Source organism: Prevotella melaninogenica, from assembly GCF_018128065.1.
Classification (GTDB): domain Bacteria; phylum Bacteroidota; class Bacteroidia; order Bacteroidales; family Bacteroidaceae; genus Prevotella.
Genome location: NZ_CP072359.1, coordinates 419,734 through 440,993 on the forward strand (window position 1 = coordinate 419,734; position 21,260 = coordinate 440,993).

The 21,260-nt window shown below is 43.1% G+C and carries 19 protein-coding genes; 7 read left to right on the forward strand and 12 right to left on the reverse strand.

The window, feature by feature from the left end:
- Nucleotides 1-41 precede the first annotated feature (41 nt).
- The 5 genes from J5A56_RS01800 to J5A56_RS01820 form a co-directional block, all read right to left on the reverse strand.
- Nucleotides 42-749 carry a glycoside hydrolase family 25 protein gene (locus tag J5A56_RS01800; RefSeq protein ID WP_021670955.1) on the reverse strand — a complete coding sequence of 236 codons (708 nt, stop codon included), beginning with the start codon at nucleotides 747-749 and terminating at the stop codon, nucleotides 42-44.
- Between the two features lie 183 nt (nucleotides 750-932).
- The gene (gene cmk / locus J5A56_RS01805) at nucleotides 933-1,625 is read right to left on the reverse strand and encodes a (d)CMP kinase (RefSeq protein WP_021670956.1); all 693 of its coding nucleotides are present in this window, start codon (nucleotides 1,623-1,625) and stop codon (nucleotides 933-935) included.
- 147 nt (nucleotides 1,626-1,772) lie between these two features.
- Nucleotides 1,773-2,585, reverse strand: coding sequence for a TatD family hydrolase (locus tag J5A56_RS01810; RefSeq protein ID WP_021670957.1), 813 nt, complete (start codon nucleotides 2,583-2,585; stop codon nucleotides 1,773-1,775).
- 229 nt (nucleotides 2,586-2,814) lie between these two features.
- The gene (locus J5A56_RS01815; RefSeq protein WP_021670958.1) at nucleotides 2,815-3,789 is read right to left on the reverse strand and encodes a polyprenyl synthetase family protein; all 975 of its coding nucleotides are present in this window, start codon (nucleotides 3,787-3,789) and stop codon (nucleotides 2,815-2,817) included.
- 65 nt (nucleotides 3,790-3,854) lie between these two features.
- The gene (locus J5A56_RS01820) at nucleotides 3,855-4,652 is read right to left on the reverse strand and encodes an energy transducer TonB (protein ID WP_036918889.1); all 798 of its coding nucleotides are present in this window, start codon (nucleotides 4,650-4,652) and stop codon (nucleotides 3,855-3,857) included.
- 140 nt (nucleotides 4,653-4,792) lie between these two features.
- Between J5A56_RS01820 and porQ the strand changes: the two genes are divergently transcribed.
- The 6 genes from porQ (at nucleotide 4,793) to J5A56_RS01850 (ending at nucleotide 12,302) form a co-directional block, all read left to right on the forward strand.
- The gene (porQ, locus tag J5A56_RS01825; protein ID WP_021670960.1) at nucleotides 4,793-5,737 is read left to right on the forward strand and encodes a type IX secretion system protein PorQ; all 945 of its coding nucleotides are present in this window, start codon (nucleotides 4,793-4,795) and stop codon (nucleotides 5,735-5,737) included.
- Nucleotides 5,738-5,822: 85 nt separating this feature from the next.
- Nucleotides 5,823-6,383, forward strand: coding sequence for a hypothetical protein (locus J5A56_RS01830; protein WP_021670961.1), 561 nt, complete (start codon nucleotides 5,823-5,825; stop codon nucleotides 6,381-6,383).
- Nucleotides 6,384-6,861: 478 nt separating this feature from the next.
- Nucleotides 6,862-7,926, forward strand: a complete 1,065-nt coding sequence (locus tag J5A56_RS01835; RefSeq protein WP_021670963.1) for a LacI family DNA-binding transcriptional regulator — start codon at nucleotides 6,862-6,864, stop codon at nucleotides 7,924-7,926.
- A gap of 338 nt (nucleotides 7,927-8,264) precedes the next feature.
- A complete protein-coding gene (locus J5A56_RS01840) occupies nucleotides 8,265-9,548 on the forward strand; it encodes a Na+/H+ antiporter NhaC family protein (RefSeq protein ID WP_021670964.1) in 1,284 nt (427 codons plus the stop codon).
- A gap of 141 nt (nucleotides 9,549-9,689) precedes the next feature.
- Nucleotides 9,690-10,505: a hypothetical protein gene (locus J5A56_RS01845; protein ID WP_036918894.1), complete on the forward strand. Its 816-nt coding sequence runs from the start codon at nucleotides 9,690-9,692 to the stop codon at nucleotides 10,503-10,505.
- Nucleotides 10,506-10,691: 186 nt separating this feature from the next.
- On the forward strand, nucleotides 10,692-12,302 hold the full coding sequence (locus J5A56_RS01850) for a beta-N-acetylhexosaminidase (protein WP_021670966.1): 1,611 nt from the start codon (nucleotides 10,692-10,694) through the stop codon (nucleotides 12,300-12,302).
- Between the two features lie 700 nt (nucleotides 12,303-13,002).
- Here the strand turns inward: J5A56_RS01850 and J5A56_RS01855 are convergent.
- Complete coding sequence (locus J5A56_RS01855; RefSeq protein ID WP_021670967.1) at nucleotides 13,003-13,848, reverse strand: aldo/keto reductase; 846 nt, start codon at nucleotides 13,846-13,848, stop codon at nucleotides 13,003-13,005.
- A 276-nt stretch (nucleotides 13,849-14,124) separates the two neighbouring features.
- On the opposite strand from J5A56_RS01855, the gene J5A56_RS01860 reads away from it, so the two are divergent.
- Complete coding sequence (locus J5A56_RS01860) at nucleotides 14,125-14,946, forward strand: AraC family transcriptional regulator (protein WP_036918897.1); 822 nt, start codon at nucleotides 14,125-14,127, stop codon at nucleotides 14,944-14,946.
- Nucleotides 14,947-15,088: 142 nt separating this feature from the next.
- Here J5A56_RS01860 and J5A56_RS01865 read toward each other — a convergent pair whose 3' ends face one another.
- The 6 genes from J5A56_RS01865 to ribF form a co-directional block, all read right to left on the reverse strand.
- The gene (locus J5A56_RS01865; RefSeq protein WP_021670969.1) at nucleotides 15,089-16,819 is read right to left on the reverse strand and encodes a GH25 family lysozyme; all 1,731 of its coding nucleotides are present in this window, start codon (nucleotides 16,817-16,819) and stop codon (nucleotides 15,089-15,091) included.
- Nucleotides 16,820-16,953: 134 nt separating this feature from the next.
- Nucleotides 16,954-17,955, reverse strand: a complete 1,002-nt coding sequence (locus J5A56_RS01870; RefSeq protein WP_021670970.1) for an NADP-dependent oxidoreductase — start codon at nucleotides 17,953-17,955, stop codon at nucleotides 16,954-16,956.
- A 9-nt stretch (nucleotides 17,956-17,964) separates the two neighbouring features.
- Nucleotides 17,965-18,798, reverse strand: coding sequence for an alpha/beta fold hydrolase (locus tag J5A56_RS01875; protein WP_021670971.1), 834 nt, complete (start codon nucleotides 18,796-18,798; stop codon nucleotides 17,965-17,967).
- 6 nt (nucleotides 18,799-18,804) lie between these two features.
- Nucleotides 18,805-19,161, reverse strand: a complete 357-nt coding sequence (locus tag J5A56_RS01880) for a winged helix-turn-helix transcriptional regulator (RefSeq protein WP_036918900.1) — start codon at nucleotides 19,159-19,161, stop codon at nucleotides 18,805-18,807.
- 258 nt (nucleotides 19,162-19,419) lie between these two features.
- Nucleotides 19,420-20,247, reverse strand: coding sequence for a CPBP family intramembrane glutamic endopeptidase (locus tag J5A56_RS01885; protein ID WP_021670973.1), 828 nt, complete (start codon nucleotides 20,245-20,247; stop codon nucleotides 19,420-19,422).
- A gap of 11 nt (nucleotides 20,248-20,258) precedes the next feature.
- On the reverse strand, nucleotides 20,259-21,230 hold the full coding sequence (gene ribF, locus J5A56_RS01890) for a riboflavin biosynthesis protein RibF (protein WP_021670974.1): 972 nt from the start codon (nucleotides 21,228-21,230) through the stop codon (nucleotides 20,259-20,261).
- Nucleotides 21,231-21,260 lie beyond the last annotated feature (30 nt).

Here is a 21,260-nt window from a genome sequence, read left to right on the forward strand (position 1 = left end):
TAGGGTGATAATATTCTTTTCCTTTTCTCTTTGTGTCGACGCTATCGCCTTCGTCGGTATCGTATCTCGCGCATACTATGCTTACCCATCAGTCGAGACTTATCAACATAGCCATTGACACCGTTGATACGTCCCTTTCCAGTGTACTGCCAAGCAAAGATGTCTCTTCCATCATTCAGTTCTGGCTCACGCCCATTATACTGTGCAATGAAAAGGAGATAGCCGTTGAGTGCACCGCTGAGATAACGATTATAGAAGTTTGTATAGGTGTAAACCAAGGGTTTGACACCGTACTCCTTTGTCATAAGTATGAGAAACTTCTGCAAGCTATCACGCAATGCCTCAGTACTCAGTCCGCCAGTCGTCTCAATGTCTACCATCGGGATGAGGTCTTGGTCTTGTGGGCGACACTGCATACGGAAGTTACGCAACTGTTCCTCTTGTGGGACAGCTGGACGATAAAAGTGGTAAGACCCCACATTCATACCGTAACGTTGTGCTGCTTCGATATTGTCAAGATAGCGTTGGTCGATACGCGACCCACCTTCAGTAGCTTTTAAGTAAACGTAATTGAGCTTATGATTGCTATTCTCTGCTACTGTTTCCCACCATACATCACCCTGATAATGGCTCATATCAAGTCCATGTACATGGCTGCAAGTGTCTTCACATTGAATTGTATATTGTGCCTTAAGACCTGCAAAAGAGAATATGCAGGCTATGAGCATTATTATCTTTTTAAACTTCATAAGTGCAAAGATAACATTTTAAGTTGAGATAACCGTCTGAACAATATATAATTCTGTGGATTTTAGTATTTCTTAATTCATAAATCATTGAGTTATTGCTGTTTTCTCACAACAATTTGTTCTCAACTCAGCAACACATTGAATGGTGCTGACCATCAGCACAACGCAGAAAAAGGTTTCCTACTATACCTCTGCAGCCTTGCAATACTGGTCGTAAAGCCACTTCTTTTGTTCAGCTATGGTGAGATGGCTGTTATCAAGTTCGATGGCATCATCAGCTTTACGGAGTGGTGATGTCTCACGATGAGAGTCAATATAGTCGCGTTCTTGCACATTCTTGAGGATATCGGCAAAGTCTGCCTCCATACCCTTCGTCTTCAATTCGTCATAACGACGCTGCGCACGCACCTCAGCTGATGCGGTAACGAAGATTTTCAACTCGGCATGAGGGAAGACAACGGTACCAATGTCTCGCCCGTCCATAACAATACCCTTCTCTGCTCCCATACGCTGCTGCTGTTCGACAAGTGCCTTACGTACGAAGGCGAGTGTAGCAATAGGACTCACGTGTGATGAAACCTCCATTGTACGGATGTCGTTTTCAACATTTTCACCATTGAGATAGGTGTCAGGACGACCAGTTTCCTTGTTGAGTTGGAAGCTGATGTTGATATCCTTCATTTGCTCTTGCAACTCTTTCTCACGGATTGTACCATCTGCATTGAAGAGGTTATGACGCAGTGCATAGAGTGTAACAGAACGATACATTGCACCAGTATCTACATAGATATAGCCAATCTCCTTGGCAAGGTCTTTTGCCATTGTACTCTTTCCACATGATGAAAAGCCGTCGATGGCGATAGTTATTTTCTTCATATATTTTGTTAATTCATAATTCACATCCACTTAATTCATAATTCATAATTCACAATTCATAATTATGAATACCGATGCTTAATATGTTTATTGCTACTGCTTAATATGTTTATTGTTATAAACAGCTTGTCAATTCATTATCACCTATCATTTAACACCAAACACTCTATACACATTCTCATTGGTTTGGCGGGCAAATTCGGATTCATCAATGCCATAACTAAGGGCAAGTGTGCGCATTACTTCTACGATAAAGGCACTTTCGTTGCGCTTACCACGATGGGGAACAGGTGCCATATAAGGGCTATCGGTTTCAAGGACGATGCGGTCGAGAGGTACTGCAGCAGGCAAATCTTCACGTAGATGACTGCTCTTAAAGGTGGACACACCACCGATGCCTAACATAAAACGGTCGAAACGGAGGAACTCCTCTGCTTCTTTCTGATTACCAGTAAAACAGTGGAAGACACCCCCTGGCAGTTCTTTCTTATAGGGTCGCATGATGTGTAACATCTCGTTTTGTGCCTTACGGCAGTGTATCATCAGCGGAAGACGTGTCTCAACGCTCCATTTCACAGCCTCTTCAAAGGCGGCAAGCTGCTGCTTTTCGTACTCACGTGTCCAATAGAAATCGAGTCCTACCTCACCAATGGCAATGACCGTCTCACCTGGTTTTGCTGTTCCCTCTGCCTTTTGACGGAGCGAGAGGAGGATTCGTTCGTGCATAGCGTCCAATACTTCACGCCAATTATCGCGTACCTCCTCTGGCTGCAACCCTATCATCGGATAGCAAATATCAGGATACTGACGACATACAGCTAATACGGTATCCATGGATTTGAGGTCGATAGCAGGTAGGAATATCTTTCCTACACCTGCCTCACGAGCACGATTGATAACCTCTGGTAGGTCATCAGCAAAGTCTTCTACATCTAAATGTGCGTGGGTGTCGATAATCATTGGGTGTTGGGTGATGAATGTTGGGTGTTGGGTGATAGGTGTTAAATGTTGGGTGTTGATGAAGTGTTTGTTGGGTGTTGGATGTTGAATGTTGGGTGTTGTTGATTTGTTGGATGACAGGTCTTGACGAGTAGTATTTCTCAGCAATCAATGCACCTATTTAACTTTATCCTAACCTTATCCTATTTGCCTCCCTCCCCTTTCGGGGAGGGTCGGGGTGGGGCTTTTCTTATCTCTTCCTATGCATCATCTTCTGTGCATAAGCTAATAGTTCAGCCTTACGTTCATCAGGCAGGTTCACAGCAGCAAGGTATTTGTTAGCCTCATCAAAATAATAGTTGATGCGCTCAATTGCCATCTTGTCAACACCGATGTTATTGTATAGATGAGTGACAGCGGTAACTTTCTCTTCGTGATTAAAGTTCTCGCAATTAATCCACTTCTCTAATTCCTTACGCTGACGAGCATTCGCTTTGTTGAAAGCATTGATGAGCATATAAGTCTTTTTGTTGCAGACAATATCGCCACCTACCTTCTTGCCGAACACTTTTGGGTCGCCATAGACATCGAGGTAATCGTCTTGCAGCTGGAAAGCCAGACCAATCTGTTCGCCAAACTTATAGAGATTTTCTATATCTTCAGCTGGTGCGTCAGCGAGGATAGCACCAATCTTCATCGCACAAGCTAATAGTACACTCGTCTTCAGACGAATCATCTCAATGTATTCCTCCTCCTTTACGTCATTACGATTCTCAAACTCCATGTCATACTGCTGACCCTCACCAATCTCAAGTGCCGTAATAGTAAAAAGACGGAGCACCTCACGGAGATACTTCGTGTCACACTGTTCCATTCTTTCGAAAGCTAAAACCAGCATAGAGTCGCCCGAAAGGATAGCCGTGTTAGCATCCCAACGCACATGAACCGTCTGCTGTCCACGTCGAAGTGGTGCATCATCCATCAAGTCATCGTGCAAAAGTGTATAGTTATGGTAGGTCTCAAGGGCGCAAGCCGGTGAGAGGATTGTCTCTGGGTCGTCCTTAAAAAGATTGTATGAGAGGAGCATCAACGTAGGACGAATGCGCTTTCCTCCGAGTGAGAGGACATATTTTATAGGGTCATACAAACTCTGTGGCTTACGGTCGTAAGTGAGATTGTCAATATACTCATTAATTTTACTCAGAATTTCATCAGCAGTATACATATAGAGTTGGGGTTAAAAGTTATTTAATATTCATCGTTAAATTAGTCTCTGACAGATCAGACACCTTATGAGAGTTGGAAGACAAACGGTATCTCTATCAACGAACGGCAGGGTTTATTCTTCTCTATGCCTGGTTTCCATTTGCCCATTGTCTTGAGAACGCGCAGGACTTCATCGTTAAGAACGGGTACTTTTCCACTCTTTATATTGACATCATCAACCGTACCATCGGTATTAATGATGAACGTAATATTCACCGTGCCTTGCAGTTTGTTCTCTTTTGCAGCGGCAGGATATTGCAATGTCTTTGTAAGCCATTTCATAAACTCCACCCATCCACCTGGTGGTGTAGGTGTTTCGGAGAGGATTCGCTTACTAACCTTGTCGTCATAGCGTTCCACAACCTTGTCGGAAGTGTCATCAGTCATCTTCTCCATCTCCTTTTTAGCTTCTTCTTTTATCTTCGGAGGTTCAGGAGTTGTGGACACCATAGGCATAACTATCGGTTCATCACTCACCTGTGGCGCACCCGTTTTCTTATCATTCGAGTTCATACTTCCCGCATCGTGAGGTGTCACCTTATTCGGAACGTCACGGCGTTTGAGGTTGAGCAGGTCCTCCATCGTTGGCTTCTTATCCTCTTGCGTCTTGGCAAGGTTCTGCTGATCGATGGCAGGCAACATATCCATATCGTGCAGCGTGACGTTCTTGATGGTCTTAGTATTAGCCGAATCATCATCACTCCCCGTTGCATTATACTCCATGGCAACAAAGAAGAAAGACAGTGCAACAATGATTCCCAAGAGGAAACCAACCCACCGCTTATTCTCTAAATCTGCTCTATTTGACTTCTTTATTTCCAAGATAAGATATACTAAACACCTATTTCTGCCGTTATACAATCCATAATGGGCACAAAAACGCCACATTAAAGTTGCAACGACAAAAGTAATAAGATATTCGGAAAAAGATGTAACTTTGCCGAGAAATTAATTTAGATTAAATGAAAAAAATCGTTTTCACCCTCCTCTTAGTCCTTTTTGCGGCTGTAATCAGGGCACAGGAGAGTCAAACTGAATACAACTTCCTACGTCTTCCAGTGAGTGCACACGCTGCTGCTTTGGGCGGTGAGAATATTACTATCATTGAAGACGACCCTTCGCTGATGTTCTCTAACCCTGCGTTGGCATCGTCAGTGAGCGATAAAACGGTGGGACTTAGCTATATGAATTATATGCGAGGGGCAAATTATATGGGTGTTTCTTATACTAAGGCATTGGGCGAAAAGGCTACACTCGCAGGTGGTGTACAGTATATGAACTACGGAAAAATGAAGGAAGTCGATGCAAATAACGTACAGACTGGTACTTTCAACGCTAATGAGATTGCCGTGGAAGGTATCTTCGCCTATGAATTAGCACGTAACTTGATGGGTGGTATCACGGCAAAATTCATCACTTCCTATATTGGTAATTACAACTCTATGGCAGTGGGCGTTGACCTCGGTCTCAACTGGTATGAACCTGAAAGACAATGGTCGGTATCCTTGGTTGCCAAGAACCTCGGCGGACAGATTAAGGCTTACGAAGAGAATTATGGTAAGATGCCTATCGATGTGCAAGTGGGTGTGAGCAAGACTTTCGCAGCTCTCCCTGTTAGAGTATCGGCAACGCTCGTCGACCTGACCCATTACGATTATCGTTTTATCAATCACCTCAATCTTGGTGCAGACATCTTGTTGTCTGAAAGTATTTGGATTGGAGGTGGTTATAACTTCCGTAGAGCTGACGAAATGACCATTGGCAAGGCAGATAATGCCAGTGCTCACGGAGCTGGATTTAGCGTTGGAGCGGGTATCAACCTTGAACAATTTAAGTTAAATCTCGCTTATGGTAAGTATCATGCTGCCAGCAACTCAATATTGGTAAACCTTGCGTACTCATTCTGAAAACTATTCATAATAATGAATTGAATTATGAATTAACAAAGCTTTTTCTTTCCTTTCAACATTTTTTTATAATTTTGCCCCCATCATGAGGTATACTGTCAAATGTAATAACTGCGGTCGCGAGTTTGTGGCTGAGACTGAGAAATATGGGACAATGAAATATCGCTGCCCCTATTGTGGTAACGTATTGAACTGTAGGTTTGATGCACCGAAGTCTTTTCGCACCCATGCTCGTTCTGTTATTCCTTTGGCTGACGCATCTCCTATTGAAGTAAAGAAAGCCAAGAACCTTCCTACTGTCTCAACCCATCTTATCAGCTCACCTTCAAAAGAGAAACTTGCCGAGATGAGGAGTAAGTTAGTTGAGGCTTCCCATCGTGCCCTACACGTGTCTAAGCAGGCTGGTGAGAAACTGATGAATGCAACGGAAACAACCAGTGAGTTTGTCAATAAATCCTCTTCACGCCTCCGTCGTTTTCAGGAAAAGTATGCGGATGGCGATCTATGGATATTCTTTGGTTTCAGTTTTGTTTTTATCCTTTCGGTCATTATTGGACTTTTCGTTTTCGCAGAGGTGGTTAAACTTTTGTCAGAAGGTCATTCCTGGCTGTTTAAGAACTACATTGAAATAAGAAATTCATTCTAAAAACAAGCTCTCTGATATCTCCTTGTTCGTTGTTTTTTGGCATCAAGATATTTAGAAAAATCCTTACACTTCGAGTCTCTTTTTTATCTTTATCATATCCAAAAATCACCAACACAAACACCTTTGCAGCTCACTTATTATAAAGCAGTTACAAAAATACTTCGCAAAAGGTGCTTAATTAGCTTCTTAAAGGGCGTTAGTAAGGTCCTTAAAGGGCATCTTTTGCAACGCAATTGGGCGTCTTTTCAAAGCCAAAAGAGCATCTATTGATTTTCAGGTTATGATTTTTTATTACATTTTCTTGTGTGAAGACATTCCTCTTTATTTCTGAACGCAAGATCCTTTTATAAATCATTCTAAATGTGATTAAATAATAAAAAGAAGAGTATCGCATAAAAACTACTGCTGTGCTTTCGCACATTCCAACAATTATTAGTAAATTTGCAAAGCAAAAATATTATATTCACTTCCCATATTTATGGCAGAAAAGATAAGAATCAAAGACATTGCAGAACGTGCTGGTGTAAGCGTTGGAACAGTTGACAGAGTATTGCATAAACGCCCGAATGTATCGGAAACGGCACTGAAACGAGTGGAAAAGGTGTTAAAGGAAATGAATTATCAGCCAAATGTATATGCGAGTGCACTGGCTTATAACAAGAGTTACACGTTCTATTGTCTGATTCCAAAGCATAGCAGCGAGGCGTATTGGGAAGAGATTGAGATTGGCGCAATGAAGGCAGCAGAGGCACGCAGAGACTTTTATCTCGACGTGGAAATCATGTATTACAGCCGATTAGATTCCAACTCCTTTATCGAAACTTACCAGAAATGCCTCAGGAAGAATCCTGATGGCGTTATCCTTGTGCCTACAACGATAGAGTTAACACGCCAGTTCACGGACGAATTGCACGACCGCAACATTCCTTTCATCCTACTTGACTCTTACATGCCATCGCTGCAACCGCTGTCGTTTTATGGACAGGACTCCATCCAGAGTGGACGTTTTGCGGCACGAATGCTGATGCTCATTGCACAAAAGGAAGAGAGCATCATGCTTATGAAGCAAATAAAAGATGGTAAGATGGCGAGCCGGCAGCAGGAAAATCGTGAGGTGGGGTTCCGTAATTATATGGAAGAGAACTTCCCTGAGATAAAGATTCTTGAAGTAAACCTGCCTTTAGATGAAGAGCGGAAACGTTACGACCACATATTAGAAAAGTTCTTCAGTGAGCATCCAGAGGTACATCATTGTATCACCTTTAACTCTAAAGCGCATGTCGTGGGTAAGTTCTTACTGAAGACACATCGTAAGAATGTTCAGATTATGGGCTATGACGTGGTGCATAAGAATGCTGATTGTCTCCGGGATGGGAGTATCTCGTTCCTCATTGCACAGCACGCTTACCAGCAGGGATATTTTAGTGTTGACTCTCTCTTCCGTGCTATCGTGTTGAAAAAGAAGGTGGAGCCAGTCAATTATATGCCTATTGACCTGCTGACACAAGAGAATATAGACTTTTATCATAGGACGTGGGGGTAAAGCTCCACCCCGACCCTCCCCGAAAGGGGAGGGAGGCAAAATTGCTAAAAAGAGATGAAAGAGAGGTAGTAAAAGGGGGGATATGATATGATAAGATAGAAGAAGAGATGAAAAAAGATAAAGGAAGGCATTGATAAAAATGGTGACGATGCTCAACACATGACGTGCAGAGGGTTAACACATAATGTGCGGAGGCTTAACACAAGATGTACGCGTACTTAAGACGAGAAATGGTAAGTGTGAATAGGGAATGAATCATAGGTTAATAGAAATCATCAACACCTAACATTCAACACTCAACACCTAACATTCAACATCCAACACCCAACACCCAATAAATGACAGAAAACAAAAAAGGACTCCTCGCATTGAGTCCGTTACTTATATTCATCGTATTGTATCTGGTCACCTCCATCCTATCAGGCGACTTCTATAAGGTACCGATTACCGTGGCTTTCATGGCTTCGAGTATCTTTGCTATTGCCATATCAGGAGGCTATCCACTCGCAAAACGAATTGAGATATACAGCAAGGGAGCCAGTACAGACAACATGATGATGATGCTGTGGATATTCGTACTTGCTGGAGCATTCGCCAACTCGGCTAAGGACATGGGCAGTATTGACGCTACGGTCAACCTAACCCTCTCCGTCCTACCAGATAACATGCTGCTGCCAGGACTCTTCCTCGCTGCTTGCTTCATCTCTATGAGTATCGGAACGAGTGTCGGAACCATCGTGGCACTAACACCTATCGCAGCGGGTATTGCCAATTCCACAGGGAGTTCGCTACCATTCGTGGTAGCGATCGTCGTGGGTGGTTCGTTCTTTGGCGACAACCTTTCCTTCATTAGCGACACAACTGTTGTGGCAACAAGAACACAAGAGTGTAAGATGGCTGATAAGTTTAAGGTAAACTTCTTCATCGTTGCCCCTGCAGCAGTTATGATTCTGCTTGCCTATATCTTTATGGGTAAGGACATTCATACGATGGGACAAACGGCGAGTGTAGATATCTACAGGGTCATCCCTTACATGGCAGTACTGATTTGCGCGCTCTTTGGCATAAACGTGATGGCTGTGTTGACCATTGGAATCGTCCTTACGGGTGCCATTGGCATCATTGACGGCAGCTATGATGTCTATGGTTGGTTTGGAAGTATGGGTACAGGTATCACAGGCATGGGCGAACTGATTATCATCACGATGATGGCGGGTGGAATGTTGGAGATTATCCGCGAGAATGGAGGTATTGATTATCTCATCAAGGTTATTACCCGTCACGTCAACAGCAAGCGTGGAGCAGAGCTAACCATTGCTTTTCTCGTAAGCTTAGTGGATATCTGTACAGCAAATAACACGGTGGCAATCCTTACCGTGGGCGGTATTGCAAAGCAGATAGGCGACCGATATGGCGTAGATAAACGTAAGGCAGCCAGCATCCTCGACACCTTCTCATGTTGTGCGCAGGGGTTGATTCCTTATGGTGCACAGATATTAATGGCAGCAGGTTTGGCAAAGATTAACCCTGTGAGCATCGTCCCATTCTTGTATTATCCAATACTATTGGGCATCACAGCCTTCCTCTCTATTCTCTTCCATTATCCCCGCCGTTACTCATAACATATCATCATCACCCAATATTCAACACCCATCACCCATTATCCTCACCGTTACTCATAACATATCATCAACACCCATCATTCATCACCCAACACCCAACACCCAACACCCAACATCATGCAACCAATAGAATCATCTGGAATGGATATCATTCAACGAAACTTCTTCCGAATCTTATGTTCGGGCGCATTCGGCACACAGTCGAACCTCGAACCAATGTCTGCTTTCAAGTGGCGAAGACTCATACAGATGGTCGAAGCACAACAAGTGATGCCTATTTTCATTAATGGCATCGCAAGACACTCTATGGATGAAGGGCTCAACCTGCTAGAGAGTATCATTGCTGATGTCAGAGCAAAGCAGGAGGAACGCAAGACATTAACGGCAAGAATTCCCAAGACCGTGAGACTTAGTAACACCCTGTTAAACCGAAGACTCAAGAATCTCATCTACAACGAACTGCATAGCATCGATACCTCTACCGAGACGCTGGACTTATTGAAAATCATTGTCTCTAACTCTGAAACAATGTTTACACGTGGTATGAACTTAGGTGGTATCATCACAATGGGCGAATACCTAAGAACTCGTGGAAACAAAGTAGACTTCGTAAAGTTGGAGAACTGGCTAAACACCCTGCAACTGCATGCTATGGCAGAACTACAAGGCAATGTCCTCATCTCCGTCTTTGGCTTTGAAGAAGACGAAATCCCATTCGTTACCAAGAGTGACCCAAATGCCTACCGCCTCACATTACGCAGTATTTCAGACTTAGCCAAGGACACTGCACACGAATGGCACTTCAGACAAAACGCCGTAGGATTTGTACAAAACAATAGTTCCGTACTTCGTCGTAACGTCCGTCGAAGCCTCCGCTACGTAGGATATGCACCCATTGAGACAACAAGCAACTTCTTTAGCAACTTCGTCAGAAGCCTCTCTGAGATTGAAGAGTAAGCTTACTAAAACATAATAATGCCTTGCCCCACGTGGACAAGGCATTATCTTTTTAATAGAATAAGTAGATTTTCTACACTTTTCACCCTCATTAAGCATTTAATCAGATATTTTTCGTATCTTTGTGCATGGATAGTTGAAGTCCAGAATATAAAAACCTAAATACAAAACATTCATTTAATCGAGATGAAGAAAATCTTACTTTCAGTGGCATTGATGATGGCTACATTCTCACTTCATGCCACAGATGCGAACTACCAGGTAGTTCCTCTCCCACAAAGCATTACTGCTGAGAAGGGTGCACCATTCGTTTTGGATGCTAACACCGTTATCAACGTAGCAAGCAATGACGAGGCAATGCGCCGTAATGGTGATTTCTTAAAACAATATGTACAGGAGGCAACTGGTATTGTGCCAAATGGAATGAACAAGAAAGGAGCAACAATCACGCTGAAACTCAATGCAAAGCTGGAGAATGAAGAGGGTTATGTCATCACCATAAAAGCTAAGAACATTACTATTGAAGGTAAGACTCCACGTGGTGTATTCTATGGTGTACAGACGCTTCGCAAGTCATTGCCATTGGAGAAGGCTGAGAACGTAACCTTCCCAGCAGCTCGTATCGTAGACTATCCACGCTTCGGCTATCGTGGTACAATGCTCGATTGCGCTCGTCACTATTTCAAGATGAGTTTCATTAAGGAGTTCATTGATATGTTGGCGCTCCACAATGTCAACACCTTCCACTGGCACCTCACTGAGGATCAGGGCTGGCGTGCACAGATTGACCGCTATCCAAAGCTTACTGAGGTTGGTTCAAAGCGTGCGCAGACAGTTATTGGTCGTATGACAGGACTCTTTGATGAGACTCCATACGGTGGTTACTATACAAAGGATGAGATGCGTGAAGTTGTGAAGTATGCAGCTGATCGTTATATCACTGTTATCCCTGAGATTGACATGCCTGGTCATATGCTCGGCGCATTGGCAGCTTACCCAGAGCTTGGTTGTACCGGTGGTCCTTACAAAGTGGCTGAGCAGTGGGGCGTATTCCCAGACATTCTCTGCGCTGGTAACCCTAAGACCTACGAGTTTGTGAACAATGTTCTCGATGAGATTGTTGATATCTTCCCATCAAAATATATCCATATCGGTGGTGACGAGGCTCCACGTATTCGTTGGCAACACTGTCCACGCTGTCAGGCTGAAATCAAACGTCTCGGCTTGAAGGGCTCTAACGGCTTCTCTGCAGAGGCTCAGCTACAGGCTCACTTCATGAATCAAGTGGCAAAACACTTGGAGTCTAAGGGTCGTAACATCATCGGTTGGGACGAGATTCTTGAGGGTGATGTAGACAAGGGTACAACTGTCATGAGCTGGCGTGGTGTGAATGGTGGTATTGAAGCGGCTAAGCGTGGCTTGGATGCAATCATGACTCCAGTAAACTATTACTATCTCGATTACTATCAGAGAAAGGATAACACGATGACCCTCATCGGTGGTTTCCTCCCAGTTGAGACAACTTACGACTACGACCCAGTGCCAGACGACGCTACCCCAGAGTTGAAGAAGCACGTTAAGGGTGTACAGGCAAACCTCTGGACAGAGTATGTTATCGGTCGCGACCTCGCTTTCTTCCAGCTCCTCCCACGTGTTGCAGCTATGGCAGAGACTGGTTGGACAGAGAACGATAAGAAGGACTTTGCTTCTTTCAAGGAGCGTGAGACACGCCTTAACGAGCTTTACAAGCACTTCGGTTGGAAGACTTGTCAAGACCTCTACAAGGAGAAGAAGTAATCTCAAAGCGTATTAGCACCGTCTAATACCAGCTAAAATATATTCAGCTGATAAGGTGTGAGGGCTATCCTCGCAGCTTATTAGCCCTTTTTTTAAATTCAAAATTCATAGTTTAAAATCCATAATTATGATTACCATTGTTGGGAGAGTTCAAAACTTAAGAGTTAAAGAACAAATCAAAAAGTTCAATGTTCAAAGTTCAAAGTAATAAGAGTTCAAATCTCAAAGTTCAAAGGAATAAGTGTTCAAATCTCAAAGTCTTTAACGCTCCGTAGTTCTGTGTGGAGATTTAAATTAAGTTACAAAGGTTAGAAATATATTTACAAAATAAGCAAAGATCAGACTGGCATTTGAGCTAAAAACAAGCAAATCTAACACCTTTGTAAGTCTTTTGTAATCAATTAGTTGCGGGGGTGTCCTCCAAAAGGTACCTAATAGGACTTCAAAAGGGCGTTAGTAAGGGGCTTAAAGGGCACCTTTTGCAAGCCAAAAGGGCGTTAATTGGAAGCCAATTAACGCCCTTTTTATTTTTAAGATTTGAACTTTCTTTACAAAACAACGATTAACTAATGCGTGAAAAGACTAATAAATTAACAAGCCACTTACCGCAATAATCTCTGTTAGGAAGAGTAAGGATAATAACAAATTATTAGGCTTTGCGTTTTAACATCCCAGCCCTTCAATCAGTTTTCTGCCAAGTTTATCCGTATTTTTCAATAAGATACTTGACAAAAGAAAGGCTATTGAAGTCGATAAATCCTGCATCTTGCTGGTTAAGCGCTGCCACCTCTGTCATTTCATCAGCGGTAAGACTGAAGTCGAAGATATCAAAATTCTGCTGCATACGCTCTACGTGTACACTCTTTGGAATGGCTACAATACCTCGCTGAGTAAGCCAACGGAGTGCCACCTGAGCAGCTGTTTTACCATATTTGGCACCTATAGCCGAGAGAATTTCGTTCTGCACAATACCGTCTACACCTTCTCCGCCAAGTGGTCCCCACGCCATCATCTTTGTATCGGTCTCATTTAAGACTGGCACAATATCGTTCTGCTGTGCCATAACGTTACACTGCAACTGATTGATCATTGGCTTTACATCTACATAATGAACAAACTCGAAGAAGCGTCCTGCCTGAAAGTTAGACACACCGATAGCTCTCACCTTACCGCTACGATAGGCTTTCTCCATAGCTCGCCATGTACCATAGATATCGCCATATTGCTGATGAATGAGCAGAAGGTCAATATAGTCTGTATCAAGTTTACGCAGACTCTCTTCAATGCTTGTAGCAGCCTTCTCCTCTCCTGCATTAGAAGGCCACACCTTAGTTACGAGGAAAAGCTCGTCACGTCTAAGTCCACTCTTGCGCCAAGCACGTCCGACACCTTCTTCATTACCATAAATCTGGGCGGTGTCAATAAGGCGATAGCCTACTTTCAGAGCCTCACTTACACTGCGTTCGCACTCGTCAGGACTTACCAAAAATACTCCATAGCCCAAAAGAGGCATCTCAACTCCGTTGCTTAATTTGATTGTTTCCATATTTCGTCTTGCTTATTTATTAATGAATTATTAGTTCTACGTATTATTTTATGTCGTTAGGCGGACTCATACTCGATAGTTAAGAACCTATAAAAGAGCACTTTATCCTATGAAAGGACTGCACCTATGTATCGACAACAAAATTTGTTATTATCGTTTGACGGTGCAAAATTACGCAAAAGAAATCAATGGTTTGTTTCACTTTTTCTACCTCTTGTTTCACTTTTTACACAAAAAAGATTTGGAGTAGACCAAAATAGTGCTTATTTTTGCAATATGATGATATTAAAGGACTTCGACCTTGCTTATTCAACCGATATCCACATGATAGAGGATGAGCGGTTTTCTCACTGCATTTTTCATATTATCTGCATAAATGGGGAGGGTAGCTTCGTCTATAACGAGTCGTGTTTTCACATCAATAAGAATGACCTTATCGTTATAAGTCGCCCTGACGAGGTAAAGAATATTGCCGTCACAAACGATTTCCGAATAGAGTGTTTCGCTGCTAATGCTTACTTTCTTAGAAATTCACTTCCCCCAAACAATTACAGCATCAGAGGAAGTATGAGTCTCTATCAAGACCCTATTATCCCGCTTTCTGCGGAGAATGCAGAGAAATTCTTAGCTGATATTCACCACCTTCGTGACAGACTTGGAGAAAAGGAATCTCTCTATTACTACGAAATTATGGAAAGTATGTGCCTTACAATGATCTATGATATATTTGGATTCCACGCAGTCTATTATCGTAATCGAGAGGATGTAGACCATGCCAATTATGTTGTCAACGAATTTCTAAGGATGCTTTCCACTGGTATTACACGTACACAGCGGGACGCAACCTATTTTGCTGAGCAGCTACACGTGTCCTTGAAGTATCTCTCACGTACCATCAAACGCACTACGGGAAACACTATTACCGCTTATATTGACCGTGTTACTATTCCTATTTTACGGAAATACCTTGATGACGAGAGCCTTTCACTGACACAGATTAGCGATAGAATGAATTTTACGTCCCTTTCCTACTTCAGCCGTTACTGCTCAAAACATTTAGGTATGACACCGAGTAAATATAGAAATCGTAAGGCATAAGCCTCAATAGAACGATGGTTCCTATCGCTTTATGGCACAAGTAAAACTGCATTAGAAGTCTAATACAGCTTTACTATGTTTTTATTTCGTTCTTTATACTACCTTTCTATCGGATAATTTTATAAAGACTTTCTCCCTCCCCTTAGAAGCAATGGCGTTTAAGGAACTCCTCATACTGGTTGCGATAGCCGTTGAAGACGTTGATGTCGACGTCGCCATGGATACCCCGCACCTTACCATCAGGACTTAACTGCCAGTAAGCCAACTTGAAGTTGGGCTTATATTCGCCATAACGGGCTATCCAAATGTGATAGTTGTCGCCTAAATCGGGTGCCAATGGCATGTAAGTATTGGCAAAAGTCTGACTGATATAAAGGATAGGACGTTTACCTGTTCGCTTCTGCACAAGGCTCATCCACGCACGAATATTGCGGAACATCGCCTCTGCTCCACCCATCGCAACAATCTGTGCATCGGTCGGCTCAACGTCTAAGACTGGGGGTAGATCGCCCTTATTAAACTTACTACACTTGAGGAAATAGGCTGCTTGCGCTGCACCTGGTGACATGGTAGAAAAGAAATGATAGGTACCTGTTCGAATACCATGCGCACGTGCTGCCTTATAATCAGCTTCGTAATAAGCGTTTAGCACCGTACAACCCTCCGTAGACTTCACGTAAGCGAAGGAAACAGGATAATCCACCTTCCCCTTGATAGTCTTCGTACTCAGCGTACCGAGGTCGGTGATACGTAGCCTGTCCCAATAGATCTTATACACCTTATTATCCTTTTCGTGCTGATGGCGTGACAGGTCGATACCATAGATACGGTCGGCTGTGTAGGTAAGACGCTCACCCTTGAACACATTTGCCTTCCACTCCCCCACTTGCAGATACTCGTGAGGTGCGACATAGATACCGAATCCATCACGTTTGCCGTTCTTCCAATGTCCGTCATAGAAGCTACCATCGTCACCATAGAACTTTCCATAACCATTCGGGACATTCTTCTGACTCTCACCCTCGTATCGTCCGCCTGCAATACGAATGCCTTTTGCAAGGCTGCTGATAGTTGCCACGTGGGTCTTATAGTATGCGTTCAATGCGTCTACCGCCCCACCCTTTTGCAAACGAGTAATCACCCGAATAGGAGTTGTTTTGCTTTCGGTTTGCAGGAGTACACAACCCGCCTCTTTATCAATACTCAATCGGTTGCAGCGAGTGGGTTTCCCTTTCTTTGAGGATGGCTGAATAGCATAGCGATTCTCTTGTAAGATGCGCAGCTGAACAGCTGAAGAAGAAACAGAATCGAGCACCTTTATCATCCATCGGAGCGAATCCATTTGATGTATCACGTCAGTCTGATAGTCTGCAATCTTATTGTAGCCGTAATCCTGAACGCTATGTACACGAAGATAATAGCCCATCTCATTGCGCTTCGTCTGCAATCCGTCCAACTCTGCATACATCTGATTGATTGTGTGACAAAGCAAAGCCTTTACGCCATTCGCCTTGAGATTAACGATTGTTGACGGTTTGTAATCCCAACGTATCAGAATACGTCCATGGCAAGAAGGCACTGTGGACAATCTGTTCACCCAATAACCGCGCTGTACAATACTTCGTGCATGGATTGAATCCTTTTTGACCGAGCCGCTCACAAACATCGAGTCGGCATAATCAGCAAAGTAAGCCACTGCCTTACCGTCAGCCACTAACGTATAATAAGCCTCTTGACGAAGCGTCACAGCACACTTATCCACCTCCTCTTGCGAAGGAGGCAGACAACGAAAGACAATATATATAAATAGGAGTGCAAGCAAAATGCCCCCTCCTATATACTGGGTTCGCCTTGATGGGCGGTAATTAAACATCAAAATAAATTTAAAATCTTTGCAAAGTTACCAATAATTCTGTAATTTGGCCCACTGATTATGAGAAAAACGGCTGACATAATTATGACGTACTGATGAGAACTCCGTTCGAATAATTCTGAATTATAAAAGAATTATGAATTACAGATAATTACCTTCCCTTGTGAGCGATGGTTAGCAACATCGCGCAGAGCCTCTTCTGCTTGTTCTAACGTATAAACATTACCTATATCTGGGCGTATCTGACGAACTTCGAGGATAGACGCTGCATTTCGTAACTGTGCACCATCAGCGGTCACGAAGATGAAATGATAATGCTGATTGCGTTTGCTTGCCAACTTCTCATTCTTCATACCGACCAGTTTGAACAGCCATTGCTTCCAGAGTGGTAAGCCAAACGACTTAGCAAAACTTCCATTAGGCATACCTTTCAATGAAACAACCGTTGCACCTTCTCGAAGAACTGAGAAAAGTCCTGGCAACTCTTTATCTCCGAGTGAATCTATTGCACCGTCAACATCCTTCAGCACTTTGGTGTAATCTTCTGTTTTGTAATCGAAATACTGGCTCACACCAAGTTCCATCGTGCGCTCTTTGGCTTTTGCACCACCACTGGTAATAACCTTCAATCCACGTGCTGCAGCCAATGGGATAGCCATAGCGCCGAAGCTACCAGAGCCACCAGAAATAAACAAACTGTTGCCTGACTTTAACTTCAGAATATCAAGTGCCTGCTCAGCTGTCAGTGCGGTCAATGGCACAGCAGCAGCCTCAACATCTGAAAGATAATCTGGCGTCTTAGCAACTGTCGCAGCATCCACTGCAACATATTCTGCAAAGGCACCGATACGATTGATAGGAAGTCTACCAAACACACGATCACCAATCTGAAAGTCCTTTACCGACGCACCAACCTGCTCTACCACACCTGACATCTCATTACCGATGGTCAATGGGAAGCGGTAAGGTACAACCATCTTCACATCTCCATGTGCAATAAGCAACTCTAACGGGTTGACAGCAGCAGCCTTCACCTTTACTAACAAGTCGTTATCGCCCACCTTTGGTATTTCTATATCACGTAAGGCTACCTTAACATCACCTTTCTTATATCCGTCTATCTGTATTGCTTTCATATCTTTTTACTACTTAAAAAACTCTATTGCTTTTGGAACAAACACCTCATGGTATTGGAAAACACCTCCATGACCTGCATCTGGATAAATCGTCAGATGAGCATTGGGCAATCTTTCTGCTATGTCATACGAGTTAGGCGTAGGAACCATCCTATCATTATCACCATTGACAACCCATACAGGAACCTTGATCTTCGACAAATCGTCTTTCTCTCGTCTTCCCCATACACCAATGGCTTTTAGCTGTCTTTGGAAAGAAGAAAGCTTTATCTTGTCATCTTTATCCTCTATACGTGCAATGCGCTTCAGAAAGTCATTCGCTGCTTTCTTACCTTTCTCAATCGTTGGGGAAAAGAGATAATACTTAGGATCACGACCTGTGAGAAAGGCTCTGAACATATCCCAATACGTAATCTTCGCTACATTCTTTATGCCTACACCACCAGCGCCGCCTGTTCCTGCAAGAATAGCCTTCGTGGTTAAGGCTGGCGCACGAAGCAAAACCTGCTGTGCAACAAATCCACCCAATGAAAATCCAAGAAGACGAATGTCTTTAAGACCATAAGCATGAGCAAAATCAATTACATCGTCTGCCATCTCCTCAATCGTTAGGCGTGACTTGCCAGAAGACTTACCTACGCCTATGTAATCAATTCCGATTACATTGAAATGTTCTGCCAACCCATCCATTATTGCTGGGTCGAAATTATCTAATGTTGCTGCAAGGTGATTAAGGCAAAGTAGTGGAGGATTATTCACATCACCTACCTGCCTGTACGCTACCTGTTCAGTCTTTACTTGTAATATTTGAGTCGTAGCTTTTGAATAGCTTCTATTTAGCACACCTATTTAATCTTTTATCATTTTATACATATTATCTGCTCCCCAACCAACTAACGCATCAAGCGGACTGAGGAACGATCGACCTAATTCGGTGAGACTATACTCTACTCTGGGTGGAACTTCGGGATATACCTTGCGGTTTACCAATTTGTTCTTCTCAAGATTCTTCAACGTCTGAGAGAGCATCTTCTGCGAACAGTCAAGCATATACTCATGAATCTCTGAATAACGCATCTTCTTCTTATCCGATTTACCGAGTATATAGAGGGTTAACATTGACCATTTATCACCAATGCGAGTAATCACTTGACGAATTGGACAAGCCGAATATCGTGAATCTATTTCTTTACTAATCGTCTTCATGGCTGTAAATTTACACATTTCCAACGAATAGTTGTATACTTACTATCAGAAAGTTAGTTGAAAACGTTTAACCTTTATCAGCCATTAGAGCCTAAACTGATTTTGTTTTATTGTCGAACAGATTGACAGCCTTTGTAACGCAGGAGTAGTGGGCTACGTTAACTTACAAAGAAAGAAAAGATGACAACAAGAAAATAAAAGATGTTAGGAAGCAACATATAAATAAGAATTATGTTGTTTCCTAACAGATTTTGTGTGTTACTTTTTTCCTTTCTCTGTTCTTACCCATAACTGGAACAGTGCTGGGACAAAGATGCAGAGTGAGAAGAACAAGCCACCATACATCATGCGGTCGTTGCCGTGGAAGAAGTCGATGAGTTTTCCGTCATTCATCTGTGGCATGAGGTTGAACATAAGATAAGCCACCGTATTGTTCACCCAATGAAATACGAAGCCTGGCAGGATACTACCCGTTTTCGAATAGAGCCAACCCAATAGCAGACCAATCAAGAAAGCGTGTAAGCCCTGTGCTAAATTTAAATGGATAACACCAAAGATGAGGGCTGAAACGACAATGGCTATCCATCGGTTTCGCTCGCCTAACGCGTTTTGCAATACGCGTTGAATAGCTCCACGGAAGACTATCTCCTCAGCGAAGGGTACCATGATTCCTAAGGCGACATAGCCCCAAGACACCTTCATGATACTTTTAAACATCTCTTCTGTTCCCTCTGGCATCGTTAGATTAATCTTCTCGGCAAGGAATTGCATAGGGAGTATCGAACCTAAAACTATGAGGGCTGACCACATGAGTACTCCCCAAGGACGCGTCTTCAAATAGTTGCCAGATACGGGTGCCCACTTTGTACTGATGAAGAGGATAAAGGTTACAAGACTACTGATGACTGCTGTTATTGCAAGTATCTCACCATTTTTCGTCAGATAGTCCCCATCAGCAGTCCCTACCACTCCAAGTAGACGTACAAGCTGCTTACCTCCCTCGAAAGAAAGACTTTGTATCAAGATGAAAAGTGAAACAAATAAGATGATATAAAGCGTTGCGCTCAAAACGTTTTTATTGTTCATTTCTGCGAATCTTAGGGTGTATTAATAATATTCTCTTGTATGTTATAAGCCTCATCAAACAAGCGGTTGACGCGGTTCTTATCTTGCTTCAACTGCTCTGCCAAGGCTTCCAATGACTCAAACTTACGCTCGTCTCTTATCTTACTAATGAAACAAACAAGGACTTCCTGCCCATAGAGATTACCTGTGAAATTAAAAAGGTTCACCTCTACCGAAGTGGTTGTGCCGTTGAAAGTCGGTCGTTGTCCAACATTCAGCATCCCTCGTTTCCATCCAACAGAATCCTTCAAACGCACCATCACAGCATAAACACCAGATGCCGGAAGAAGTTGTTGACAGCCACTCACATCAAGATTGGCTGTTGGAAAACCCATCTTTCGCCCATTTTGGTATCCGTTTACAATACGACTTTCAATTGTATAATTATAGCCTAAAAGACGATTGGCAACCTCTATTTTACCCTCACGGAGGTAATTCCTGATAATCGAAGAACTTACCTTCTCGTCATCTGGTAGGAAGGCATCGGCACGAATAACCTCAACACCCAACTCTTTGCCATACTGAACATAGTGCTCAAAAGTCTCAGAACGGTTATGTCCGAAACGGTTGTCATAACCAATGATAAGTTTCTTCACGTTCAGCTGTTTGCACAACACCTCCTGCATGAAGTCGTGCGCAGAGAGTGAAGCCAATGAAGCATCGAAATGTAGTACGAAGCTATTATCAATACGTGTCTTCGAGAGTAGCAATAGCTTCTCGTCGAGTGTCGACAGCAGTTGTGGCTGGTAGTCAGCCAGTAGCACCTGACGCGGATGTCGGTCGAAGGTGATGACTGCCGATGCCATTCCCGATTGTCCAGCCTCATCAATGACACGACTAATCAAGAACTTATGTCCACGATGCACACCATCAAAGAATCCGATGGTTGCAACCTGTTCTACAAGTTCATACTCCTCGCCTCGCTTTATATATATAGTATTCAATCTAACTGTCTTAAAAATCCTTTATTCTCT

Coding starts and splice junctions, on each gene's coding strand:
- J5A56_RS01800 (WP_021670955.1), bottom strand. CDS start 749: ATGAAGTTTAAAAAGATAATAATGCTCATAGCCTGCATATTCTCTTTT.
- cmk (WP_021670956.1), bottom strand. CDS start 1,625: ATGAAGAAAATAACTATCGCCATCGACGGCTTTTCATCATGTGGAAAG.
- J5A56_RS01810 (WP_021670957.1), bottom strand. CDS start 2,585: ATGATTATCGACACCCACGCACATTTAGATGTAGAAGACTTTGCTGAT.
- J5A56_RS01815 (WP_021670958.1), bottom strand. CDS start 3,789: ATGTATACTGCTGATGAAATTCTGAGTAAAATTAATGAGTATATTGAC.
- porQ (WP_021670960.1), top strand. CDS start 4,793: ATGAAAAAAATCGTTTTCACCCTCCTCTTAGTCCTTTTTGCGGCTGTA.
- J5A56_RS01830 (WP_021670961.1), top strand. CDS start 5,823: ATGAGGTATACTGTCAAATGTAATAACTGCGGTCGCGAGTTTGTGGCT.
- J5A56_RS01835 (WP_021670963.1), top strand. CDS start 6,862: ATGGCAGAAAAGATAAGAATCAAAGACATTGCAGAACGTGCTGGTGTA.
- J5A56_RS01840 (WP_021670964.1), top strand. CDS start 8,265: ATGACAGAAAACAAAAAAGGACTCCTCGCATTGAGTCCGTTACTTATA.
- J5A56_RS01845 (WP_036918894.1), top strand. CDS start 9,690: ATGGATATCATTCAACGAAACTTCTTCCGAATCTTATGTTCGGGCGCA.
- J5A56_RS01850 (WP_021670966.1), top strand. CDS start 10,692: ATGAAGAAAATCTTACTTTCAGTGGCATTGATGATGGCTACATTCTCA.
- J5A56_RS01855 (WP_021670967.1), bottom strand. CDS start 13,848: ATGGAAACAATCAAATTAAGCAACGGAGTTGAGATGCCTCTTTTGGGC.
- J5A56_RS01860 (WP_036918897.1), top strand. CDS start 14,125: ATGATGATATTAAAGGACTTCGACCTTGCTTATTCAACCGATATCCAC.
- J5A56_RS01865 (WP_021670969.1), bottom strand. CDS start 16,819: ATGTTTAATTACCGCCCATCAAGGCGAACCCAGTATATAGGAGGGGGC.
- J5A56_RS01870 (WP_021670970.1), bottom strand. CDS start 17,955: ATGAAAGCAATACAGATAGACGGATATAAGAAAGGTGATGTTAAGGTA.
- J5A56_RS01880 (WP_036918900.1), bottom strand. CDS start 19,161: ATGAAGACGATTAGTAAAGAAATAGATTCACGATATTCGGCTTGTCCA.
- J5A56_RS01885 (WP_021670973.1), bottom strand. CDS start 20,247: ATGAACAATAAAAACGTTTTGAGCGCAACGCTTTATATCATCTTATTT.